Source organism: Halorubrum sp. (genome assembly GCF_046498025.1).
GTDB lineage: Archaea > Halobacteriota > Halobacteria > Halobacteriales > Haloferacaceae > Halorubrum.
Window position 1 is genome coordinate 33,518 of record NZ_JAWOBM010000067.1, and the last position, 21,466, is coordinate 54,983.

Genomic DNA, 21,466 nt, shown 5'->3' on the forward strand with positions numbered 1-21,466 from the left:
TGATGGTACGAAGCGTCCGTCTGGAGCGACTTTCTCTTAGCGGGGTGAGCCGATGAGTCCGGTATCGCTGCGGTCCGCGCCGGGTGTCGCCTCGGGACCGCGATGAGCGCGACGCTCATCGGCGCGGTGGCGACGGCGGGCATCCTGGGAGTGACGCACGCGATCGAACCCGACCACGTCGCCGGCATCGCCTCGCTGACGAGCCAGTACGGTGACACGCGGCTGTCGGCGCTCGTCGGAGCGTGTTTCAGTCTCGGACACGTCCTCTTCGTCGTCGTTTGGCTCGGTATCGGCTACCTTCTCTTCGGACGCACCGAGTTCCCCGCCGTCTTCGACGCGATCGGAACCGTCGGGGTCGGTCTCCTGCTCGCAGCGCTCGGGTTCACGCTCGCCTTCGGCGGGCTTCGGCGAGTCCGCTGCACACACGGTCACGAACACGATCACGGCGGCGACCGTGACCACGGCGTGCAGTCGTATCTCAAAACGGGCGTTATCGGAGCGTTGTTTACCCTCTCGCCCCCGTTGTCGATGATCGTCTTCTCGTCGACGCTGCTGTCTGGCGGACCCGAGTTGGTGGCGGTAGCCGTCCTCGCCTACGCGGTCGGGATCACCGTGACGATGAGCGCGCTCGGTGCGGGATCGGGCGCGGTCTTCGGGGCGGTGAACGGTTTCAACGTCCGCGTGTACGGGATCGCCCAAGCGGTGACCGGCGTGCTCGTTATCGGGATGTCCACCTCGTTGCTAGCGGGTGTCGTCCCGTTACCCGGGTGACGGCGAGCGGAACCCTGTTCCGCTTCGCGGGCTCTTCATTCCTCGATCTCTCTGATCACCACGTCTTTGACGCCCTCGCGGAGAGTCGCCTCCTCGACCAGTTTCAGCTCTTCGGCGGACGCGTGGATCGTTGCGAAGTGATTGCCAGCAAGCTCGCCGGCCGGACTCTTGAAACAGGTCGGCCCGCAGGGAAGGAGGATCTCCTGTTCGTTTCGATAGCCCGGATACAGGAGCAGGTCTCCCCGTGACGGGTACACGGTGTGGTTCTCCCGCGGGACGTCCGGGAGGTCGATCTCGTCGATGTTGATCCACGTTGCGATACCGCTCCAGCGGACGTGCATAAGCTCGGATTCGAGCGGGAGGAAGTCTAGAACTGCTGCAACGGACTTCGGTGCTCGATCGGCATGCAGATTCGCCGTGAAGGTCGTCTCCTCGATTGTTACTTCTATCATTTGGCTGGATGCCTCCGTTCCGGTGGTTCGACAACGCCCGGAGCCGCCGGGGTCGCCCCGAACTCTTTCGAACCGTCGCGTCTGGTCGATTCAACGAGGATCTGCGTGCCGTCGGTCGCCGCAGCGCGGTTCGCCCGACAGTACCCGGCGCTGATCCTCGATCGCGCACGGGGAAGGGGAAAGGGTGCGAGACCGGTCGCTTTCCAACGGACGATTCAACGCTGTGAATCCTAAATGTTTGGTGTGGCCGTGGTCGTGTGGGATGGGGCAGTCAACCGATCGACCGGGTCGCGCTTGCTATCGATCGTCTCGGGCCGATACCGATCGTATGGAATCGGCGCTTCCGGAGCGAGCGGTAACCTCGAGCCACCGAGGCCGCTCGGCGTCCGGCTTCTGTTATTAATATCGTATTTTTGAATAGAATATATTTATTATGTGTTTGGGAACAGAACGGGAGGCAACGCCATCGACACACCGTCTGCCGGTGGTGTAACAGCTCGGTCGACGACCCGTAAATGAGCCAATCCGAATCAGGTTACGGTCGAGATGACCGTGATCGCGGTCCGTAAGGAACGGTGTTAACTGCACGCTACGGCCATCTGGTCCAAGTGCCCGCATACTGGCGCAAATGCGATTAGTACCGTTTTCAGGTGTTTAATTACTTCACCCAACTCGACGTGAGAAACCGTGGATTGACGACCCTGTCTCTCCGGTCGATCGTGTGTCGTGGCCGCTGCCAACTCGCCATCACCACTGACTGCGACTCCAGCCTGTGACGCATGAAAGCGGATGCGCGGATAAATATAAAATATTATATAACATAATAGAATACACAGTTTTCATATATTTCGACCGCGCGACGCGATCTAGTTCAGCACCTCTTCGACTGGCGTTCGTTCACCGAGTGACTGATGCACTTGTTGGTGAGTACGGGCGTGTACAAACGGCTCGAGCCGTTGGCGGACACCCGTCCGACAGATCGCCCACGAGTTATCGAAACGGTCCATCTCGGAGGGGTCCTGCCCCAAATACGCACCCTAGATGCCCGAAATCTGAACCCAAGGAGACTTAGCATTCGTACGGTGGGTGGCCCGATCTCCGCACGGGCCCATTGTGTGGTTTCCGCCACACCAACACTCGGCGGAGCCTCTGTACACCCCAAAAAGCGGTCGTCTCGATAATCGACTCATCACCTCTCTGCCACTGGAAACGACAGTGACAGTCGCGCTCGCCGAACCAACGGTGCTTGCTGCCGCGGAAGAGACCCGACCCGGATGCCGTCACTCTCTCGGGGTTGTGCCTGCCCGCAGAGTCACCCGGTAGGCAGACCACACCTGCTACGTCTCTCCCGTGCACGAAATGCGGAATAGGCTCACGACTCGGTCGCACCTGCGAGACGGTCGGCCGCGGGGAGTCGATCGGTCCGGTAGAGTCCCACCGCCAGCGCGAGGACGACGACGAGGCCGGCGGCGAAGCCGCGGAACACCGCGGTGAACGGGTAGCCGGCCTCGACGAGCGCCCCGACGACGCCGCTCCCCGACGCCTCGACGGCGATGGAGAGCCCGCTGAACGCCGCGAAGGTCCCGGCGCGGGTGTCGGCCGGGAGCGCTGACAGGACGTAGGTGTCGAGCGCGGGGAACAAGCCGTGGATGGCGTATCCGAGGACGACCGAGACCGCGCCGAGCGCGAGCGCCCCACTGAAAACGGTCAGTCCGAACACGCCGGCCGTGAACGCTCCGACCAACCCGAGGATGTAGGGGACCGTCGGAAGGCGGTCGACGAGGGCGCCGCTGACCCAGAACGCCGGGATTCCGGCCGCGAACGCGACGGTCAACAGCGCGTTTGCGGTTCCCGCGTCGAGCCCCCGCGCGAGCATCACGGAGACGTAGAAGTTGAACAGCCCCTGCCAGACGAACCCGGCGACGCTGACGAACAGCATCCCGGCGAGGACCACCCGCCAGTTACCGAGCACGCCGCGGAAGTTCCGTGCCGGCGGCGCCTCCGGAACCCGGTCGGCTCGCCGGAGGCCGACCGCGAACGCGAAGGTGGTGACGAGGGCCGCGGCCGCGAGGAGCCAGAACACCGCCCGCCACGTCGCGACCGCGACGACCGACACGACGACCGTCGGAGCGGCCACCGCCGCGAGCTGCGCCGCCGTCCCGTGGATGCCGATGCGCTTGCCGACCCGGTCGGGGTACAGTTCCCCGATGAGCGGCACCGCGGAGACGAAGTACGTGCCGGAGGCCACGCCGACGGCCAGCACGCCGACCCGGAGCGTCCGGAGGTCCGGCGACGAGGCCGTGAGGGCGGCCGCCACGGTGAGCATGACGCCGGAAACAACGACGACGCGTCGCCGAGAGACCCGCGTGAGCACGTAGCTCAGCGGCAGCCGGGGCAGCGCCGTGCCGAACCAGACGAGCGACACGACCGCGCCGACGGCCGCCGGACCGACGTCGAACGCCGCCTGGAGCGGCTCCACGAGCGGGGCGAACACCACGCGCCCGAAGTTGACGACGAAGACCATCCCGAGAAGGCCCCCGTACAGGCGGCGAGTCATTACCCGGCGTTCAGTAGGGGGAGGTGTAAGCTATTGTGTTTCACCGGCCGACCGGTCGAACGCGACGGGGACCGTTGCGGACCGAGACTCAGTCGTCGTCGGCAGCCTCCATGCCCGACGCATCGGCCCCGGAGCCGTCCAACGGATCGAACGTCGGTCGCTCGATGCCGAGCAGTTCGTACGGGTCCGCGTCGTCCGGCATCGGCGGGGCGTACGCCTCGGCTCCGCCCCGCCGCTCGAACTCGTCGACGGCGTCGGCGAGCAGTTCGGGGTCCGTGAGCAGTCGACCCAGCGTCCCGCCGATCGTCTTCGCGGCGTACAGCATGCCGTCCACGCCGGTCGAGCCGCTGGCGGCGGCCGCCTGCCACGAGTGCGGCGGCGTGCCGACCGGCCACGTCGCGGTGCGCAGCCGACCGAGCGGCACGACCTGGCTCACGTCGCCGGAGTCCGTCGAGTAGGCGCCGACCTCCCCGGCGTCCGGCGCCTCGATCGGATCGGTGAAGTACGGCCGGTCCGCCGCGCGGTCCCGGACCTCCGGTGGCAGGTCCTCGAGCGCGTCGGAGACGTCCCCGAGCGAGTCGCGCAGCTCCGCCGCGAGCGCCTCGTCCGCGACCGAGAACGACCCGATCTCGGTCATCGTCTCGTAGACGGCGTCGCCGAGCGTCTCGTTCGGTCGCACGCCGTACGCTCCGCTGGTCTGCGTTATTTCGACGCCGACGTCGGCCATCAGTCCGGCGCCGTCGACGGCGCGACGGAACCGGTCGGTCACCGACTCGACGAGGTCGCGGCTCGGCGCGCGGATCAGGTACTCCGCGGTCGCGTCCGGCGGAACGACGTTCGGAGCGTCGCCGCCGTTGGTCACCACGTAGTGGAGCCGAACGGGGTCGGGGACGTGCTCGCGCATGTACTCGACGCCGGTGTTGAGCAGTTGGATCCCGTCGAGCGCGCTTCGACCGGCCTCCGGGGCGGCGGCGGCGTGCGAGGAGGTCCCCCGCATGGTCACCTCGAAGGCGTCGACCGCGAGACACGACCCCTTCGTCGGCGCGTTGAACCACCCGGGATGCCACGACACCACCGCGTCGACGTCGTCGAACACGCCCGCACGGGTCAGGTACGTCTTGCCGGCTCCGTTCTCCTCCGCGGGGGTTCCGACGTACACCACGGTTCCGTCGACCCCCTCGTCGATCAGGTCGGCGACCGCGACGGCGGCACCGAGCGATCCGACGCCGAAGAGGTTGTGTCCGCAGCCGTGGCCGTTTCCGCCCGGTTCGACCGGCTCTCGGGTCGCGCTCACGCGCTGGGAGAGTCCCGGGAGCGCGTCGAACTCCCCCATCGTTCCGACGACCGGGTCGCCGTCACCGTATCTGGCGACGAACGCGGTCTCGATGCCGGCGACGCCGACGTCGACCTCGAAGCCCCGCTCGTCGAGCGCGGTGACGAGTCGACCGGCGGCGTGCGTCTCTTCGAACGCGGTCTGCGGGTGCTCCCAGATGTCCAGTGCGAGGTCGGTGAGGTGACTCCGGCGGCTCTCGATCGATTCCACGACCGTGTCAAGGACCATGTCTCTCCCTCGCACACGGAGTTGAAAAATCTGACCCGCTCCCGCGCGGACCGGCGAACACGGTCGGCGGCGAATCGCCGTGAATGAGTCGGTCGAGTGGCGCTCCGGTAGCGTCCTCCGGGACGCAAACCCGCTCGGGCTGAGACCCCGCTCTTCGGGGCGGCGAGGATCAACCCGAGCGCGACGGCTGGTTCCGATCGGGGACCGAACCGGTATCCGGTGGGTCGTAGAGAGAGACCCAGTGGTCGGTATACCGGGTCTCGTGCTCTTTCGCTAGTTTGTGGGCGGTCACGCAATCCTCTAGCCAGCGATCGAGGGCACACCCGTCACAGCGGATTCTACATGGCATATGATGACATACGACGTGGACAAGATTAATCTGCCGGCTACCCGGCCGAGGGCTGAAACCGCTCATCGACTGCGGGGTCCGATAGGGTCGAATCCCGGTGCCTGGTGCGACGCGGGACATTTCGAACGCCGGGTGGGTCTCCCGCCCTCAGTCCTCGCTCTCGTAGGACTCACCGAGCGCCGCGGGCATCCGCGTGGACCTCCAGACGGAGAGGACGACGACGGCCACGAGCCACCCGAAACGGGAGCGCGAAAACTCAGGAGCGGAGCCACGCCAGCAGGCGGGCCGCCGGGCTCGTCGCTGCCTCGAGATCCTCGGGTCGCGGGGTGTCCTTCAGCCGCTGGGGACCACTTTCGAGCGTCGACTTGCTGATTGCCATTACAACACGATTTTGTGCCCGTGTGTGGAAAAATGATTCGAAGTTGTGCCACATACAATAAAAAAGTACGTTATATATTGATACAATCATCACTATTTTTTGAGGATCAGGCGCCCGGTAGACGGAGCGTCGCGGATACCGTGCGAGAGACGCGCGCCGTATGCGGCGTACCCTCCCTAAGCCGCCGAGTTGCTATCGGAACGAGCGTGCTGCACACAGAGAATTCTATTGGGGAGCAAACTCGACGCAGGTGACTCGACCGGCGAGCGTCGGGAAAAGTGGCTCCTTTCTATCAGCCGCAGTTGTGCGTCCCCGCGTTCGAGTGTCTCGCGCGCCGACAGAACGCCTTTTAGCCGTTTCCTACCGATATCAACCGGAACAATACTTTATCTCGACGGATTCGAGGAGCACGTATCAACGAAGACCATGCGAGAGAGTACCACTGGAGAACTGGACCAACGGGTCGCGGTGTTAGACCGGGACGAGCGTCGGTGTGTCATTCACTTCCTGCGAGAACGCGAGACGGATCACGTGTCGACCAGCGCCGTGGTGAGTCACCTCCGGAAGCGGGACGAGACGTCAAATGAGCATGACACACTCGCGATCGACCGCTAGCGAACCCGCCTTCCGTGACTCGCCGCGAGCGATGGACGCGAGCACGACTCCGGTTCCGAGACGGGCCGAGACGACGGTGCTTTACTCGTCGACGCACGGCCCGAAGCGACACCGGAGACACGCGCTCCGGGCTCCCGCGGAACGAGTACCCTCTCGCACGCGCCCCGCGAGAGACGCGCCTCCGGTATCCAGCGCGCCTGCGACACCCCCTCACCGCCTGCGGAGTTCACCGACGACCGCCGGTCGGAACGCGCAGACCGACCGAGATGCTTGCTACCGACTCGCAAACACAGGCGGCTCTTCGTGTGTTAGTCGTCTCTTTACCGGATTCCCGCGTGGACACGACCGAGGACGATGTACCTGCTAGAGACCGTCTACCCGTTCGCGTTGGCCGGTGCGAATATCTGTCTGGGCTGGATCCTCTACCGCTTCTCTGAACCGGTCTTCGGAGGCCTGCTCGTCCTGATCGGGCTCTTCGTACTCCTCACCCTGATAGGAAGCACCGTCAACGAATATCGGCCCGCCCGGAGAAAATCCACATGAGGTTTTCCCGAGACGCGTTCGTGCCGAACTCGGTCTCACTCGTGAGCCGCTCGTAAGCGACGGTTCTTTCCCCGCGTTGAATCGGCGTGCGGTCGCCGTGTCACCGGCTGACCTAACCGACGAATACCCCTGTACGAGGGGCGCGCCCCGTGTTCAGCACGGCTGCTAGCGTCAGCCGTTCTCCGCGGTCCGTCGGCGGATTCGCCGGGTCAGTCCGTCGACGCGGCCACGGCGTCGGTCATCCAGCAGTCGTCCACCTCCCCGAGGTCGTCGTCCGCGTCCGAGCTTCCGCCGGGGACTCGGGTGAGTCGGAACTCGTACCGTCCGGTCACGCTGCCGTTCTCTCGGGTGACGACCTCGATTTCGGCGGTTCCGTCGTCGATCTCCGGCACCGAGTACCGCGCGGTGTCGTACGTGAGCATCGGCGCGTACGCCGGCGTCTCGAACAGCGAGACGAACTGGTCGAGCGAGCCGACCGCTCGCCTGTTCGCCGGTGAGGCGAACGCCCGCGCCGTTCGGATGCCGTCGTTCGTCGCGTCGTCGTTGTAGCGGAGCGCGTTCATCTGCACCTGAACGACTTGGAGGGCGGACCGGTCACAGGTGGGATCGACGGCCGTGTTCCTGGCCGCTTCGTCCGCCGTTCCGTCGGTCGGGTCGCCGTCGCTGGGTTCGTTCGCGGCGGTCGTGTCGTTCTCGTCCGACGCCGCCGCGTCGTCCCGGTCGTCGCCCGCCGCGTCCGGGTCGGTGTCCGATCCCGTCGGTGAGGAGGTGGTCGCGTCACCGGGGTCGACGCCGGCCGCGCCGTCTGCACCGCCCGCCGTGATGTCGTCTGCGATGGAAGCGGCCCCGACGGCCGCCGCTGCGATGAGCGCGATGGCGACGACCACTGCGACGAGAGTCCACGGTCGATCCCGTTCCTCCGGCGTCTCGGAGGGCCGCGACTCGTCGGGACGTGAGCGGTCTGTCGACGGGACCGTGTCGTCGGTCCCTCGATCCGTGTTCTCGGTGGTAGCGGTACCGAGCGACCGGAACGCACTCACCGGGGTCGACGCAGTCGTCGCACTCGAGCTGTCTCGGGGTGTCGTGTCGGTGCCTGCCGTCACGCCGTCAGCGTCCGAAACGTCGGGGGTCTCGGCCGCGCCAGGCGCGGGCGCGTCGTCGTGCGGCGGCGACCACATCGGGACGTCGAGGATCCGGTCGGTGATCGCGTTCGCCTCCGCGGGCGACATCGCGTACAGGAGCCGCTGACGAAGATCGGCGGGTGTAACGACCGTCGTGTCTGCTTCCAGCGGACCGTCCTCGAGGAGCGAGTCGCGCGCGACGACGATCGCGTCGGGAGGGTCGCCGTCGAGGGGGTCGTCGTCGAGGGGGTCGTCGTCGAGGGGGTCGTCGTCTGCGCGCTCGCTCGCAGCCGAAACGGCGAGCAGCTCTGTCCGGCGGTCGCCGTTCACCACGGTGATCCGCGGTGCGTCGACTTCCACCGCGTCGGCGGTTGCCGCGTACGTCTCGCCGACGAGCGACGCGAACGCCTCTCCGTCGAGCGACGTGAGCGCACTCGCGAACGCGGCGGGGGGGAGCGGGTTACGCGCTGTCACCGGTGAATCTCCACGTGATAGCGGAAGTATGTGACGTGGTGTCTTTGCCCTTGCGCCGCCGTGGGGCGGGCGTCGCCCTGAACCGGGGTCCTCCGACGGTGACGACCACACGGCACCAGCTGCTGACTTCGGTCAGTGATTTCAAACATAAGAAATAATATAAATATCGGCAGTTCGGGCACGCGGAACGCACCGGATCCGGACGTGATCCGGGTGTCGTCGAGATGACGGTACCCCGGACTATTTCTCAAGAATGAATTATAAATCGCCATAAGTTTTATACGATTTCAATCACCACTCTCGCATGAATGTCGTCTGATAACACTACTCATGAAAGTCGTCGGGTGTTCCTGAAGATCGCCGGAGCGGGCGGCATCGCCGGGCTCTCCGGCTGTGTCGGATTCGGAGGGGACGGCGACGGGGATGACGGCAGTGACGGCGACGACGACGGGTCGGACGGCGACGACGACGGGTCGGACGGCGACGACGGGCCCGAGACGATCACGCTCGGCCAGCCGGCGGGGCTCAGCGGCCAGTGGGACTTCCTCCAGCCCGGCATCTCGCAGTCGACCGATGCCGCCGTCCGCCGCATCAACGACGCCGGCGGGCCGCTCGATGCGGAACTCGAAGTCGTTCGCCGCGACACCGCCGTCGATCCGCAGGAAGCGCGCAGCGTCACGACGCAGTTGGTCGAGAACGACGAGGTCGCTGCGATAATCGGTCTGTTCTCGAGCGAAATCAACCCGCTCTGGGACTTCCTTCAGGACCTCTCGACGCCGGTCATCACCCCGTGGCCCGGATCGACGTTCCTCGACACCCGTGGCGGCGACAAGGGAACTCCGGACGATGTCGGCGACGACGAGTGGGTGTGGCGAACGGTCGTCGGCGACACGGTCCACACGAGCGGGAGCGCCGCCTTCGCGATCGAGGAGGGACTCGAGACGCTGGGCGTGATCAACGGGAACACCGAGGGTGAGCGGAGCTACGTCGACGGGTTCGTCACCGCGTACGAGGGCAACGGGGGGACCGTCGCGGAGCAGGTGGAGGTCGAACTCGGCGAATCGAGCTATCAGTCGGCGTTCAGCCGCCTCTTCGAGGCTGATTTCGACGCGTTCCTCATGAGCCTCCCGCAGGAGTCGGCGATCACCGCGCTGAACGACTGGTCCGACGGGGGATACGGTCGGCAGCCGATCCTCTCGGACACGCTGACGTCGCAGGAGGTGATCGATCAGGTCGGCAGCGACCTCGAAGGCGCTTGGGGAGCCACTCCCGGCCAGTCGGGTCCGAACTACGACATCTACGAGGAGGCGTACGCCGAGGAGGGGGACGCGGAGCTCAACGCCTGGTCGCCCCCCGCCTGGGACGCCGTGCAGGTGACCGCGCTCGCGATCGAACGAGCGGGTGAGGCCACTCCGGAAGCGATCGAACGTAATCTCGGTCCGGTCACCAGGGACGGCGGAACGGAAGTCAGCACGTTCGCCGAGGGCAAGGAGGCGCTTGCGAACGGCGACGAGATCAACTATCAGGGCGCCGCGACGCCCGTCAACTTCACCCAACACGGCAACGTGTTCGGATCGGTGATCATCAACACGGCACAGGACGGCGAATTCGTCCAGACGGACGAGGTGGCCGCCGAAGACGTCCGTGAGTTCGTCGAGGAAGGACAGTACTGATCTCGATGGGACTGCTTCAAAACATTATTTTCGGGCTGGTGACGGGTTCGTATATCGCGATCGCCGCGATCGGCTTCACGCTCATTTACGGGATCGTGAACATGATCAACTTCGCGTACGGCGAGTACCTGACGCTCGGCGCGTTCATCGGATTCGTCGCGGCGACCGCGGTTCCGATCCCCTTGCCGGTCGCCGCGCTTATCGCGATGGCGGGCGGCGGAATCGTCAGTATCGTCCTCGCGCGGGGATTCTTCACTCCGATCAATCACACCGGGCCGGTGCCGATGCTGCTGACGTCGATCGGTCTGGGTATCGCCCTCCGAAACGCGATCCGGCTCGTCGCCGGACGGAGTGCCAGGTACTACGACACGGAGACGGTGACGTTTCGGTTCGACGCGATCCCCGACCTCTCGGTCGGCCCCGTGGATCTCCTCGGGGGATTCTTCGTCACCTCCGAGCACCTGATAGTCGTCGGAGCCGCGGTGGCCGTCTTCGTCGCGATCCACGGCCTCCTGACGCGGACGGACGTGGGGATCGCGATGCGAGCGATGGGCGACGACGAGAGCCTCGCCCGGGTTCGCGGGATCGACACGCAGCTGATCCGCGACAGCGTCTGGATCCTCGCCGGCGTCCTCGCCGGGCTCTCGGGCGTGCTCTTGGCCATCCAGACGAACGTCAACGCGACCACCGGCTTCAGTCAGATCCTGCAGATCCTCTCGGCGGCGATCCTCGGCGGCGCGGGGAGTCCCTACGGCGCGATCCTCGGCGCGTACCTCATCGGGATCGTGCTGGCGCTGTCGACGGCGTTCCTCCCGTCGGGACTGAGCGGCCTCTCCCCGGCGATCGCGTTCGCGATCCTGATCGTCGTGTTGCTCGTCAAACCGAGCGGGATCGCGGGAACGGAGGTGCGCGAGGCGTGAGCGTCCTCGATCGGCTTCCGTCCGGAAACGGTGACCTGGCGCTGATCGCGGGGCTGTGCTGTCTGCTGATCGGCGGGCTGTTCGCGTTGACGCCGCTTCGGGCGGAGCTTCCCAGCGCGTTCTACGTCTTCGTCGAGGTCGGCATCCTGTTCGTCATCTACGGGCTGCTCGTGCTCGGACTCGATCTCCAGTACGGTCACACCGGGCTCGTCAACTTCGGGCACGTCGCCTTCTTCGCCGTCGGCGCGTACGGGACGGCGATGCTGTCGGCAGAGGACACCTTCGCGGGGATCGGGTTAGGGTACCCGTGGCCCCTCGCCCTCGCCGTCGGCGTCGGTGCCGCCGCGATCGTCGGCTTCGGCGTCAGCATCACGTCGATCCGACTCCGGGGGGACTTCCTCGCCGTCGTGACGCTCGCGGCCGCCGAGATCTTCCACTCGATATTCGTTCACTTCGAGGACGTCTTCGGAGGGAACGTCGGGATCCTCGGCGTGCCGCGGCCGATCGCCGCGCTCGTCGCCGACAGCGACACCCGGCTGGTCGCGACGCTGTTCGTGGGCGGCGGGATCACCCTGGTGACGCTGGCCGCCGTCACCCGACTCACGACCGCCCCGTACGGTCGCGTGCTGCGGGCGATCCGGGCCGACGAACTCGTCACGCGGTCGGTCGGAAAGCCCACGGTCACGTACAAGACACAGGCGTTCGTCTACGGGTCGGCGCTCGCCGGATTGGCCGGCGGGCTGTTCGCGCTGTACAACGGCGCGGTCGCGCCCGGGTTCTTCACGATCCAGGTGACGGTGACGGTGTGGATCGGAATGTTGCTGGGCGGCGCCGCGAACCACCGGGCCGTGCTCGCCGGGTTGGCGATCATCATGGGATTACGGCTCGTCTCGCGGTTCGCACTCGGCGTGACGCCCGTCTCCGGCGACGTGTTCGCCTCCATCCGGCTCGTCGTGGTCGGACTCATCCTCGTCGCGGTGATCCGCTACCGCCCGGCCGGAATCTGGGGCGACGCCCAGGAGTTGGGGGTGGACCGATGAGCCTTCTCGCCGCCGCCGGGCTCGTCAAGGAGTTCGGCGGATTGCGAGCGATAGACGGACTGTCGCTGTCGATCGAAGCGGGCGAGCTCGTGGGCGTGATCGGCCCCAACGGCGCGGGCAAATCGACCCTGTTCAACTGTGTCACCGGCGTGGTCACGCCGGACGAGGGAACCGTGACATACGACGGGACGGAGGTGACCGGCGACCCGCCCGACGCGCTCGCCAGACGCGGGCTGGTCCGAACGTTTCAGTCCACCAGGGAGCTGGAGACGATGACCGTCCGTGACAACGTCCGACTCGCTGCACCCGATCAGCCCGGCGAGCGGACCGTCGACGCGCTGCTCCGGACCGAGTCGATGCAGACGACGGAGCGGGCCGTCCGAACCCGAGCGGACGAGCTGCTCGAGACGTTCGAGCTTGACCACCTCGCCGACGAGTACAGCGGCACCCTCTCCGGCGGCCAGCGGAAGCTCCTGGAGCTCGCGCGGACGCTGATGTTGGACCCGGACGTGCTCATGCTCGACGAGCCGTTCGCGGGCGTCAACCCGACGCTGACCGGCGACATCGCCGAGCACATCCGCGAGCTCAACGCGAACGGGATGACCGTCGTTATCATCGAGCACGAGCTCGAGACGCTGACCGAGCTCGTCGACCGGCTGGTCGTGCTCCGACAGGGACGCGTGCTCGTCGACGGGGAGCCGGAGGACGTGCTGGCCGACGACCGCGTCATCGAGGCGTACCTCGGGGGTGGAGCGTGAGCCTGCTCGAGGTCGAGGGTCTCGACGCCGGCTACGGGGATCTCAAGGTGCTGTCGTCGGTCGACCTCCGCGTCGCGGACGGGGAGTACGTCACCGTCGTCGGGCCGAACGGCGCCGGCAAGTCGACGGTGATGAAAGCGATCGTCGGTATCGCGACGTGTCTCGACGGGTCGATCACGTACCGGGGGACGGACATCACGGATATGGCGCCCGAGGACGTCGTTCACGAGGGGATCGGCTACGTCCCGCAGACGAACAACGTCTTCCCGACGCTGACCGTCGAGGAGAACCTCCGGATCGGAGCGTACGTGCTGGAGACGGTTCCGGAGGAGCGGAAACGGGCGGTGTACGACCGATTCCCGGTCCTCGCGGACCGGTCCGACGAGGACGCGGGGTCCCTCTCCGGCGGTCAACAGCAGATGCTCGCGATGGGGTGTGCGCTGATGCTCGACCCCGACGTGTTGCTGCTGGACGAGCCGAGCGCCGGGCTCGCGCCGGACCTCGTCGGCGACATGTTCGACCGCATCGACGCGATCAACGAGGCGGGCACGACCGTGCTGATGGTCGAGCAGAACGCGACGGAGGCGCTGCGGCGCTGCGACCGCGGATACGTCCTCGCCAACGGCGAGAATCGGTACGAGGACGACGGCGACGCGCTGCTCAACGACGAGACGGTCCGAAAACAGTTCCTCGGCGGGTGACCGCCCGCCGCTCGTCACTCCTCCGACTCCGGCGTCAGTCGGTCGCCGCGACGACGCCGAGATACCGGCGGCCGATCGGCTCCGTCACCGGCAGCCACTCGACCGCGCGGTCCGCGACCGACCCGGGAGCTCCGTCCTCGAACGTGGGCGGGCCGTCGCCCTCGTATCCGAGGAGGTACGCGACCGGGCGGGGCCCGAACTCGCGGATCCGGTCGGCGACCCAGCTCCCCTCCCGCGGTTCCGCGAGTGCGACCGGCTGATCGGGGAACGACGCGACCGTCGCCGAGAGCCGCTCGGCGACGCCGCGGCGGGGAGTACAGAGCCCGAAGGCGGTCTCGAACTCCTCGACCGCGGCGTCGATATCGGGAACGCCGAGTATCACCGTGTCGACCCCGCGGATCGGCGACTCCGCCAGTCCCCCGGTCGGTCGGACGCGACGCTCGCGCGGGGTCCGGTCGCTGATCAGAAACGGGAGCGTCGATCCCAGTTCGCCCTCCCCCAGCACGGTGAGGTCCCACTCGACGGTCGTTCCGTCCTCGCGGGTCCGCTCGTACCGGTCGGGACCGTCGACGGCGATTCCGCGGTCGCGAAGGGCCGAGCTCACACGTCCGATGTCGTCGACCTCGATCGCCCAGGCGCACGGACCGCCGTCGCCGTGGATCGGGTCGTTCCACCAGGGCGACTCCGCGTCCGGGTCGAGCGTCGAGATGAGTTCGAGGTAGCTCCCGTCGCGGAACCCGACGACTGACATGTGCGTGATCCCGTTCGAGTGACGACCGCCGTACTCCGCGTCGAGTCCGGCCCCGGCGAAGGCCTCTGCCAGCCGGTCGAGATCGCGCCCGGCGACCGTCGCGTGATCGATCCGAAGGTCCATCGCTACCCGTCCTCGTCGCCGGAGTCAATGTGTGTTTCGCCCGCGGAGCGCGTACGGGTAGAACCGGTGAGTCTCCCGTCGTCGGGCGGCGGGCCGGCGGTTCGCAACGGGCTCACACGATGTCGAGCGGCGGGCCGGCTGTTCGCAACGGGCTCGCACGATGTCGCCGCGGTCGGTCCCCCGGCGGCCTCGGCATGCAAATATATTTATAATCGGTTTCGGATCCGATACTGTATGCGTGTTCTTATCACGGGGGCGAACGGCACCGTCGGGAGCGCGATCATCGACCGACTGGGCGACCGCGACGAGTACGAGTTCACCTGTCTCGACGTCGAGGACCATCCGGACCGCGAGACGGTCGTCGCCGACATCACGGACCTCGACGACCTCCGCGGCCACTTCGAGGGTCACGACGCGGTCATCCACCTCGCGGCAGCCGTCGATCTCAACGGCTCGTGGGAGGAGATCCTCTCCACGAACGTCCGGGGGACGTACAACGTCCTCCAGGCCGCGGCAGAGGCCGACGTCGAGACGTTCGTGTACGCGTCCTCGATTCACACGGTGGGGATGTACGAGATCGAGCTCGCACCGGAGATCTACGACCCGGACTACGACCTCGCGGTCACCCACGAGGACCCGGTCCGCCCCGACTCGTTCTACGGGCTCTCGAAGGTGTTCGGCGAGGCCGCCGGACGGCTGTTCGTCGAGAGCCGGCCGAATCCGCTCGGGGAGATCCATCCGACGTACGTCACGAACACGCGGGAGTACCCGCGGCGCTTCTATTCGCTCCGTATCAAGACCGTGCTCGGAGACGAGTACGACCACCCGTACGGACTCGCGGAGATGGGCGTCGACGAGGGGTGGTGGGAGCGCGGGAGCGACGAGTACGCGTACATGGTCGACCGGCTGAAATGCACCTGGCTGTCACACCGCGACCTCGGCCAGCTGATCGACGCGTGTCTGCGGGACGAGACCGTCGACTACGACGTCTTCTGGGGAGTCAGCGGCAACGACGGCACCTGGGTCGACCTCTCGCACACGGAGGAGGTGCTCGGCTACGACCCCGGGGACAACGGCGCCGAGTGGACCGCTCCGCCCGAGTAGGGATACGCTTTTGTCGTCCCGACGGGCAGAACGCCGTATGGTAGACACTGGCGAACTCGAAATTTTTCGACATTCGCTCAAGAGCATCGTCGAGGAGATGGGAGTCACCCTCCAGCGGACCGCCTACTCGACGAACATCAAGATCAGACGCGATCACACCTGCGCGCTGTTCGACGCCGACCTGCGGCACATCGCTCAGCACGACATCGCCCCCCAGCACATCGGCTCGCTCGTGTCCGTCGTCCCGCGGAACGTGCCCGACTGGGAGGACGACTTGGAACCAGGCGACGGGATCCTGATCAACGACCCGTACAAGGGCGCCGTCCACCTGCCGGACGTGATGCTCATCTCACCGCTGTTCCACGACGGCGAGATCATCGGGTACGCGGCCAACTCCGCGCACCACGTCGACATCGGCGGCGGGACGCCCGGCGGGATCCCGAACGACAGCACGGAGCTGTACGCGGAGGGGCTGATCATCCCGGGCGTCCACGCGGTCGAGGACTGGGAGTACGACGAGAACGTCCTCGGGTTCGTCCTCCGAAACGTCCGCGAGCCGAAGATGCGGCGCGGCGACTACCAGGCCCAGATGGGTGCCAATCGGATCGGCGAGCGGCGGTTCGCCGAACTGTACGAGTCGCACGGGCGGGAGTCCGTCGAGTCGTATCTCGACGAGCTGCTCGACTACACGGAGCGCCGGGTCCGAGCCGCGATCGAGGCGCTGCCGGACGGGGAGTACCGGGCCCGAGACGAGATGGACGGCGACGGGGTCGTCGACGAGCCGGTCGAGCTCGTGCTCACGCTCACCGTCGACGGGGACGAGCTGACGATCGATTTCACCGGCACCGCCGCGGAGAACGAGGGCCCGCTGAACTGCACGCCCGCGATGGCCTTCGCCGGCACGATGGCAGTTATCATGGCGTTCATCGGCGAGGACCTCCCGAAGAACGACGGGTTCTATCGCTCCATCGAGACCGTCACGCCGGAGGGGACGATGGTGAATCCCACGTACAACAGGCCGGTCGCCGGCGGGTGGGAGATCCCGATGCGTGCCGGCGACCTCGTGACCAAGGCGTTCGCCGACGCCGTGCCGGAAGAGACGATCGCCGCGACGAAGGGGATCGTGTGTAACGTCGCCTACGGCGGCGAAGACCCGCGAGACGACGGCGACTACGTCTACTACGAGACGGTCGCCGGCGGGTACGGCGGCCGGGCGGAGAAAGACGGCATGGACGCGGTCCAGACGCACTTCCAGAACACCGCGAACAGCCCGATCGAGGAGCTTGAAGACGAGCTCCCCGTCTACGTGCGTCGGTACGAACTCATCAGTGACTCGGAGGGGGCGGGCCGACAGCGGGGCGGCCTCGGCGTCCGCCGCGACCTGGAGTTCTACGACCACGAGGCGTCGTTCTCGCTGCTCACCGATCGGACCCGCTCGCGGCCGTGGGGCCTGTTCGGCGGTCACGCCGCGCGGCCCGCGCGGTTCTACCGGAACCCCGGCACGTCCGAGGAGGAGGCGCTCGCGTCGAAGTCCACGACGAAACTCGATCCGAACGACGTGGTGAGCGTCCAGACCCCCGGCGGCGGCGGCTACGGCGACCCGCTCGAACGCGACCCGCAGACCGTCCTCGCGGACGTCCGCGACGGGAAGGTCTCGGCGGCGAAGGCCGAGGCGGAGTACGGCGTCGTCGTCGACGACGACGGCGTCGACGCGGCCGCGACGACAGCGCTCAGGCGCGAGCTCGGTGACGCCGCCGCCGAAGGGGGAGGTGAGCGACGGTGACCGTCCGGATCGGCGTCGACACGGGCGGGACGTTCACCGACGTCGTCCTGTACGACGCCGAGACGAACGACGTGTACACGACGAAGACGCCGTCGACGCCGCCGGCGTTCGACGACGGCGTGCTGAACGGGATCGACAAGATCTTCGCCGAGACCGGCGCGGACCCGTCGCGGGTCTCGTTTCTCAGTCACGGCACGACCGTCGGAACGAACGCCGTCCTCGAGAACGAGATCCCCGACCTCGGACTGATCACGAACGAGGGGCTCCGCGACGTCCTCGAGATCGGCGACCAGACGCGCCCCGAGCTGTACAACCTGCAGACGGACAAGCCGCCGGCGCTCGTCGCTCGCCGGCACCGCCTCGGCGTGCCGGGGCGGATCGACGCGGCCGGAGAGGTCGTCGATGAGCTGGACGAGGCGGCGGTGCGGGAGGCGGTCCGCGACCTCGCCGACGCCGGCGTCGAATCGATCGTCGTCTCGCTGTTGTTCGCCTATCTCAACGACGATCACGAGCGGCGTGTCGGGGAGCTCATCGAGGCCGAGACCGACCTCGACTACGCGCTCTCCTCGGCCGTCTACCCGGAGCCGAGGGAGTACGACCGGAGCGTCACGACCGTGCTGAACGAGGCGGTGAAGATGACCATCCAGGACTACCTCGGCCGGCTGGACGGCGGCATCGCCGACCGCGGCGTCGACGTCCAGCTGAACGTGATGCACTCCGGCGGCGGCATCTTCGGGACCGAACAGGCGATCGACTTCGCGCTCCGGACGGTGCTCTCCGGGCCGGCGGCCGGCGCGGTGGCCTGCCGCGAGGTGACCCGAACGGAGGGGGTGGGCCACGCCATCGGACTCGACATGGGGGGCACCAGCGCGGACGTCAGCATCGTCGAGGGCGGCGACCTCGTCCGGTCCACCGAAGGCGAGATCAACGACCTCCCGATCAACACGCCGCTCGTCGACATCAACACCGTCGGCGCCGGCGGGGGGAGCGTCGCGTGGATCGACGCCGCCGGCGGCCTCCGCGTCGGCCCGCAGTCGGCGGGCGCCGACCCCGGCCCCATCTGCTACGGTCGGGGCGGGACGCAGCCGACCGTGACCGACGCGAACCTCGTCTTGGGGCGGATCGACCCGGACGCGTTCCTGACCGGGGACATGCAAGCAGCGATCACGGAGGCGAAGGACCTGTTCGCGGAGACCATCGCGGAGCCGCTCGGGAAGAGCGTCGAGGAGGCGGCGATGACCGTCGTGCAGGTCGCGAACGCGAAGATGGCGCGAGCGCTCCGGCGCGTTACGGTCGAGCGCGGACGCGACCCGGGCGAGTTCGCGCTCGTCGCGTTCGGCGGTGCGGGGCCGCTGCAGGCCGCCGAGATCGCCCGAGACATGGACATGGACACGCTCGTCGTCCCGCGGAGCCCGGGCGTGTTCTCGGCCCGCGGGCTCCTGCTCGCGGACATCAGGATGGACGAGTCCCGGGCGTACACCGGCGGGAGCCTCGACGCCGACCGAGTCGGCAGCGAGTTCGCCGCGCTCGTCGACCGGCTCGTCGGCCGGTTCGAGGACCAGGGCTTCGACGCCGACGAGGTGTCCGTCGCTCGCCAGCTCGACCTCCGATACGAGGGGCAGGCGTACGAACTGACGGTGACGATGCCCGGCGACGAGTACTCGTCGGCGCGTTTCGAGGAGGGGGTAGACCGGTTCCACGAGCAACACGAGCAGCTCTACGGGTACGCCATGCGCGGCGAGCCGCTGGAGCTGGTGACGCTCCGCGCGGCCGGCACGGTCGAAACGCCGCCCGTCACGGACGAGGTGTCGGCCGCCGAGGAGCCCGCGGTCACCCGTGAGCGGCCGGTGTACTTCGACGGGGTGGGGTTCGTCGAGACGCCGATCGTCGATCGGCAGACCGTCGGGGTCGGCGACGTGATCGAGGGGCCGGCGATTATCGAGGAGTCGGGATGTACCACGCTCCTGCCGCCGGACACGACGGCCGAGACCTCACGCGAGGGGAACCTCCGCGTCGATCTCTGAACGCTTAGTACGGGGGGAAGCCGGGACGGGAGACGTCCGGATTCGTTCGCGCGTCCAACACGAGCGGCCGGCCGGGTTTCTCGGCGAGGAAGTCGTCGAGCACGGCGAGGTCGTCCGTGGAGCGGACCGTCGCCGCGCGCGCACCGAGACCGCGCGCCACCGTCGCGAAGTCGGGACTGTCGTACTCGGCCGCCGTGTCCCGGCCGTACTCGCGCTGCTGCCGGTGTCTGATGATACCGTAGCTGGCGTCGTTGAGCACGACGACGACCGGGGACAGACCGAGCCGGACCGCCGTCTCGACCTCTTGGACGATCTGGAGAAACGCGCCGTCTCCCGTGTAACAGATCACGTCGCGCTCGGGGTCGGCGTACTGAGCGCCCAGCGCGGCCGGGAGCGCGTACCCCATCGTGCCGAAGTTCCCGTTGACGAGCATCTGTCCGCCGGCGTCCAGCTCGTGGAACACCGCTGGGAACCCCGTGTTATTCCCGGAGTCCACCGCGACGATCGCGGTGCCGGCGGTGCGGTCGGAGACCGCGAGGGTCAGCGCGCGCGGGTCCACGTACGGGCCGTCCGACTGTTCGTCGAACTGGATGGCCCGTCCCTCCGCCGCGACGGTCTCAGCGACGCTCGCAGCCCTGTCCGGGTTCGCGGCCACGCGGTCGGCGAGCGCCGCGACCGTCGCGGTCGCGTCGCCGAGGATCCCGACGTCCGGGTCCCGGTGTCTGCCGATCGCCTCCGCGTCCACGTCGATCTGGACCACGTCTGCGTCGGCGTACAACGCCCCGTAGCGCGTCGATTTCCCGGAGAGCTGGGCGCCGACCGTGAGGACGGCGTCGGCGTTCCGAACCAACGCGTCGTTCGCGGGCGTCATGAACGTTCCCGCGATGCCGGAGTGGTACGGGTGGTCGGCGTCGAACAGCCCGCGCGCGAAGTACGTCGTCGCGATCGGTGCGCCGAGCGCGCCGGCGAGGTCGGTGAGCGCGTCGGCCGCGTCGGCGGCACGGGCACCCCCGCCGGCGAGAATGACGGGGTTGTCTGCCTCCTCGAGGACGCGAACGGCCGCGTCGAGCCGGTCGGGGTCGGGGTGGATCCGCTGGGCCGTCGACGGGCGAGGCTCGTACGCCTCGTCGGGTGCCGCTCCCTCCTGGATGTCTCCGGGTATTTCGACGATTGCGGGTCCGCGTCGGACGCGGGCCTTCGCGAACGCGCGGCGGAGGGTCTCGGGGATCGTTTCCGTCGTTTCGATCCGCGTCTGATACGCCGAGATCGGCTCGGTGAACGTCGCGTGGTCGAGGTACTGGAGCGACGTCTCCCGGCCGTCGAAGCTCGTGTCACCGATCAGGACGACGAGCGGGACGTTATCGCGATCGGCCGCCGCGAGCCCGGTGGCGCCGTTCGTGACGCCCGGTCCGTGAGTGAGCGTACACGCGGCGACGCGACCGGTGCTGCGCGCGTACCCGTCGGCCATCGACACGGCGGACTGCTCGTGGCGGGCGTACCGGAAGTCGATATCGTGGTCGTTGGTGGCATCGATGAGGTCGGCGTTCCCCTCGCCGACCAGACCGAAGAGCGTCGAAACTCCTTCCGCACCCAACGCGTCGAGTATGTAGGCGCTCCCGGAGTGCTGAGTCATCGTGCTCGGGGGGACGACGAAGGATCGTCGTTCGCACCGATGGAGGGGGTCTACATAACTGTTTGTCCGTTGGACGAGCCCGGTGAAACTCACCGACGCAGGAGTTCACCTCGATCACGCTCTGAAACGCGTCG

The 21,466-nt window shown here is 67.4% G+C and carries 17 protein-coding genes; 10 read left to right on the top strand and 7 right to left on the bottom strand.

Translation table 11 applies throughout. The annotated features are described in order from the left end of the window. The first annotated feature begins 102 nt into the window (after nt 1–102). Complete coding sequence (locus R6U01_RS12565) at nt 103–771, top strand: hypothetical protein (protein ID WP_410286795.1); 669 nt, start codon at nt 103–105, stop codon at nt 769–771. Nucleotides 772–806: 35 nt separating this feature from the next. Here R6U01_RS12565 and R6U01_RS12570 read toward each other — a convergent pair whose 3' ends face one another. The 4 genes from R6U01_RS12570 to R6U01_RS12585 all read right to left on the bottom strand — a co-directional run bounded on the left by R6U01_RS12570 (nt 807) and on the right by R6U01_RS12585 (nt 6,069). Continuing rightward, the gene (locus R6U01_RS12570; RefSeq protein WP_410286796.1) at nt 807–1,223 is read right to left on the bottom strand and encodes a DUF3830 family protein; all 417 of its coding nucleotides are present in this window, start codon (nt 1,221–1,223) and stop codon (nt 807–809) included. 1,372 nt (nt 1,224–2,595) lie between these two features. Beyond that, nucleotides 2,596–3,780: an MFS transporter gene (locus tag R6U01_RS12575; RefSeq protein ID WP_410286797.1), complete on the bottom strand. Its 1,185-nt coding sequence runs from the start codon at nt 3,778–3,780 to the stop codon at nt 2,596–2,598. Between the two features lie 88 nt (nt 3,781–3,868). Next, nucleotides 3,869–5,341 (bottom strand): amidohydrolase, encoded by a 1,473-nt coding sequence (locus R6U01_RS12580; RefSeq protein WP_410286798.1) that lies wholly within the window; start codon nt 5,339–5,341, stop codon nt 3,869–3,871. A 605-nt stretch (nt 5,342–5,946) separates the two neighbouring features. Beyond that, nucleotides 5,947–6,069 carry a hypothetical protein gene (locus R6U01_RS12585; RefSeq protein WP_410286799.1) on the bottom strand — a complete coding sequence of 41 codons (123 nt, stop codon included), beginning with the start codon at nt 6,067–6,069 and terminating at the stop codon, nt 5,947–5,949. A gap of 969 nt (nt 6,070–7,038) precedes the next feature. Here R6U01_RS12585 and R6U01_RS12590 point away from each other — a divergent pair. Continuing rightward, nucleotides 7,039–7,227: a hypothetical protein gene (locus R6U01_RS12590; RefSeq protein WP_410286800.1), complete on the top strand. Its 189-nt coding sequence runs from the start codon at nt 7,039–7,041 to the stop codon at nt 7,225–7,227. Nucleotides 7,228–7,436: 209 nt separating this feature from the next. On the opposite strand, the gene R6U01_RS12595 is transcribed toward R6U01_RS12590, so the two are convergent. Next, nucleotides 7,437–8,822 carry a hypothetical protein gene (locus R6U01_RS12595; protein WP_410286801.1) on the bottom strand — a complete coding sequence of 462 codons (1,386 nt, stop codon included), beginning with the start codon at nt 8,820–8,822 and terminating at the stop codon, nt 7,437–7,439. A gap of 344 nt (nt 8,823–9,166) precedes the next feature. Between R6U01_RS12595 and R6U01_RS12600 the strand changes: the two genes are divergently transcribed. Genes R6U01_RS12600 through R6U01_RS12620 form a run of 5 tightly spaced genes read left to right on the top strand, consistent with a single transcriptional unit; the run spans nt 9,167 to nt 13,914 of the window. Then, nucleotides 9,167–10,495, top strand: a complete 1,329-nt coding sequence (locus R6U01_RS12600) for an ABC transporter substrate-binding protein (RefSeq protein ID WP_410286802.1) — start codon at nt 9,167–9,169, stop codon at nt 10,493–10,495. Between the two features lie 5 nt (nt 10,496–10,500). Beyond that, nucleotides 10,501–11,415 (top strand): branched-chain amino acid ABC transporter permease, encoded by a 915-nt coding sequence (locus R6U01_RS12605; protein WP_410286803.1) that lies wholly within the window; start codon nt 10,501–10,503, stop codon nt 11,413–11,415. Beyond that, a complete protein-coding gene (locus R6U01_RS12610) occupies nt 11,412–12,455 on the top strand; it encodes a branched-chain amino acid ABC transporter permease (RefSeq protein ID WP_410286804.1) in 1,044 nt (347 codons plus the stop codon). Before R6U01_RS12605 ends, R6U01_RS12610 begins: the two co-directional genes overlap by 4 nt. Further along, entirely contained in the window at nt 12,452–13,213 is a 762-nt protein-coding gene (locus R6U01_RS12615; RefSeq protein WP_410286805.1) for an ABC transporter ATP-binding protein, read from the top strand. The genes R6U01_RS12610 and R6U01_RS12615 overlap by 4 nt, the downstream gene beginning before the upstream one ends. Further along, the gene (locus R6U01_RS12620) at nt 13,210–13,914 is read left to right on the top strand and encodes an ABC transporter ATP-binding protein (RefSeq protein WP_410286806.1); all 705 of its coding nucleotides are present in this window, start codon (nt 13,210–13,212) and stop codon (nt 13,912–13,914) included. The genes R6U01_RS12615 and R6U01_RS12620 overlap by 4 nt, the downstream gene beginning before the upstream one ends. A 34-nt stretch (nt 13,915–13,948) precedes the next feature. Here R6U01_RS12620 and R6U01_RS12625 read toward each other — a convergent pair whose 3' ends face one another. After that, nucleotides 13,949–14,788, bottom strand: coding sequence for a VOC family protein (locus tag R6U01_RS12625; RefSeq protein WP_410286807.1), 840 nt, complete (start codon nt 14,786–14,788; stop codon nt 13,949–13,951). A gap of 234 nt (nt 14,789–15,022) precedes the next feature. Here R6U01_RS12625 and R6U01_RS12630 point away from each other — a divergent pair, with 234 nt between their 5' ends. From R6U01_RS12630 to R6U01_RS12640, 3 genes are read left to right on the top strand one after another with little or no spacing between them, the layout of a single operon-like run. After that, entirely contained in the window at nt 15,023–15,892 is an 870-nt protein-coding gene (locus tag R6U01_RS12630; RefSeq protein ID WP_410286808.1) for an NAD-dependent epimerase/dehydratase family protein, read from the top strand. Between the two features lie 37 nt (nt 15,893–15,929). After that, entirely contained in the window at nt 15,930–17,675 is a 1,746-nt protein-coding gene (locus tag R6U01_RS12635; RefSeq protein ID WP_410286809.1) for a hydantoinase B/oxoprolinase family protein, read from the top strand. Beyond that, complete coding sequence (locus tag R6U01_RS12640; RefSeq protein WP_410286810.1) at nt 17,672–19,699, top strand: hydantoinase/oxoprolinase family protein; 2,028 nt, start codon at nt 17,672–17,674, stop codon at nt 19,697–19,699. The genes R6U01_RS12635 and R6U01_RS12640 overlap by 4 nt, the downstream gene beginning before the upstream one ends. 4 nt (nt 19,700–19,703) lie before the next feature. On the opposite strand, the gene R6U01_RS12645 is transcribed toward R6U01_RS12640, so the two are convergent. Next, nucleotides 19,704–21,332, bottom strand: coding sequence for a thiamine pyrophosphate-binding protein (locus R6U01_RS12645; protein ID WP_410286811.1), 1,629 nt, complete (start codon nt 21,330–21,332; stop codon nt 19,704–19,706). Nucleotides 21,333–21,466 lie beyond the last annotated feature (134 nt).

Coding starts and splice junctions, on each gene's coding strand:
- R6U01_RS12565 (WP_410286795.1), top strand. CDS start 103: ATGAGCGCGACGCTCATCGGCGCGGTGGCGACGGCGGGCATCCTGGGA.
- R6U01_RS12570 (WP_410286796.1), bottom strand. CDS start 1,223: ATGATAGAAGTAACAATCGAGGAGACGACCTTCACGGCGAATCTGCAT.
- R6U01_RS12575 (WP_410286797.1), bottom strand. CDS start 3,780: ATGACTCGCCGCCTGTACGGGGGCCTTCTCGGGATGGTCTTCGTCGTC.
- R6U01_RS12580 (WP_410286798.1), bottom strand. CDS start 5,341: ATGGTCCTTGACACGGTCGTGGAATCGATCGAGAGCCGCCGGAGTCAC.
- R6U01_RS12585 (WP_410286799.1), bottom strand. CDS start 6,069: ATGGCAATCAGCAAGTCGACGCTCGAAAGTGGTCCCCAGCGGCTGAAG.
- R6U01_RS12590 (WP_410286800.1), top strand. CDS start 7,039: ATGTACCTGCTAGAGACCGTCTACCCGTTCGCGTTGGCCGGTGCGAAT.
- R6U01_RS12605 (WP_410286803.1), top strand. CDS start 10,501: ATGGGACTGCTTCAAAACATTATTTTCGGGCTGGTGACGGGTTCGTAT.
- R6U01_RS12615 (WP_410286805.1), top strand. CDS start 12,452: ATGAGCCTTCTCGCCGCCGCCGGGCTCGTCAAGGAGTTCGGCGGATTG.
- R6U01_RS12625 (WP_410286807.1), bottom strand. CDS start 14,788: ATGGACCTTCGGATCGATCACGCGACGGTCGCCGGGCGCGATCTCGAC.
- R6U01_RS12630 (WP_410286808.1), top strand. CDS start 15,023: ATGCGTGTTCTTATCACGGGGGCGAACGGCACCGTCGGGAGCGCGATC.
- R6U01_RS12635 (WP_410286809.1), top strand. CDS start 15,930: ATGGTAGACACTGGCGAACTCGAAATTTTTCGACATTCGCTCAAGAGC.
- R6U01_RS12645 (WP_410286811.1), bottom strand. CDS start 21,332: ATGACTCAGCACTCCGGGAGCGCCTACATACTCGACGCGTTGGGTGCG.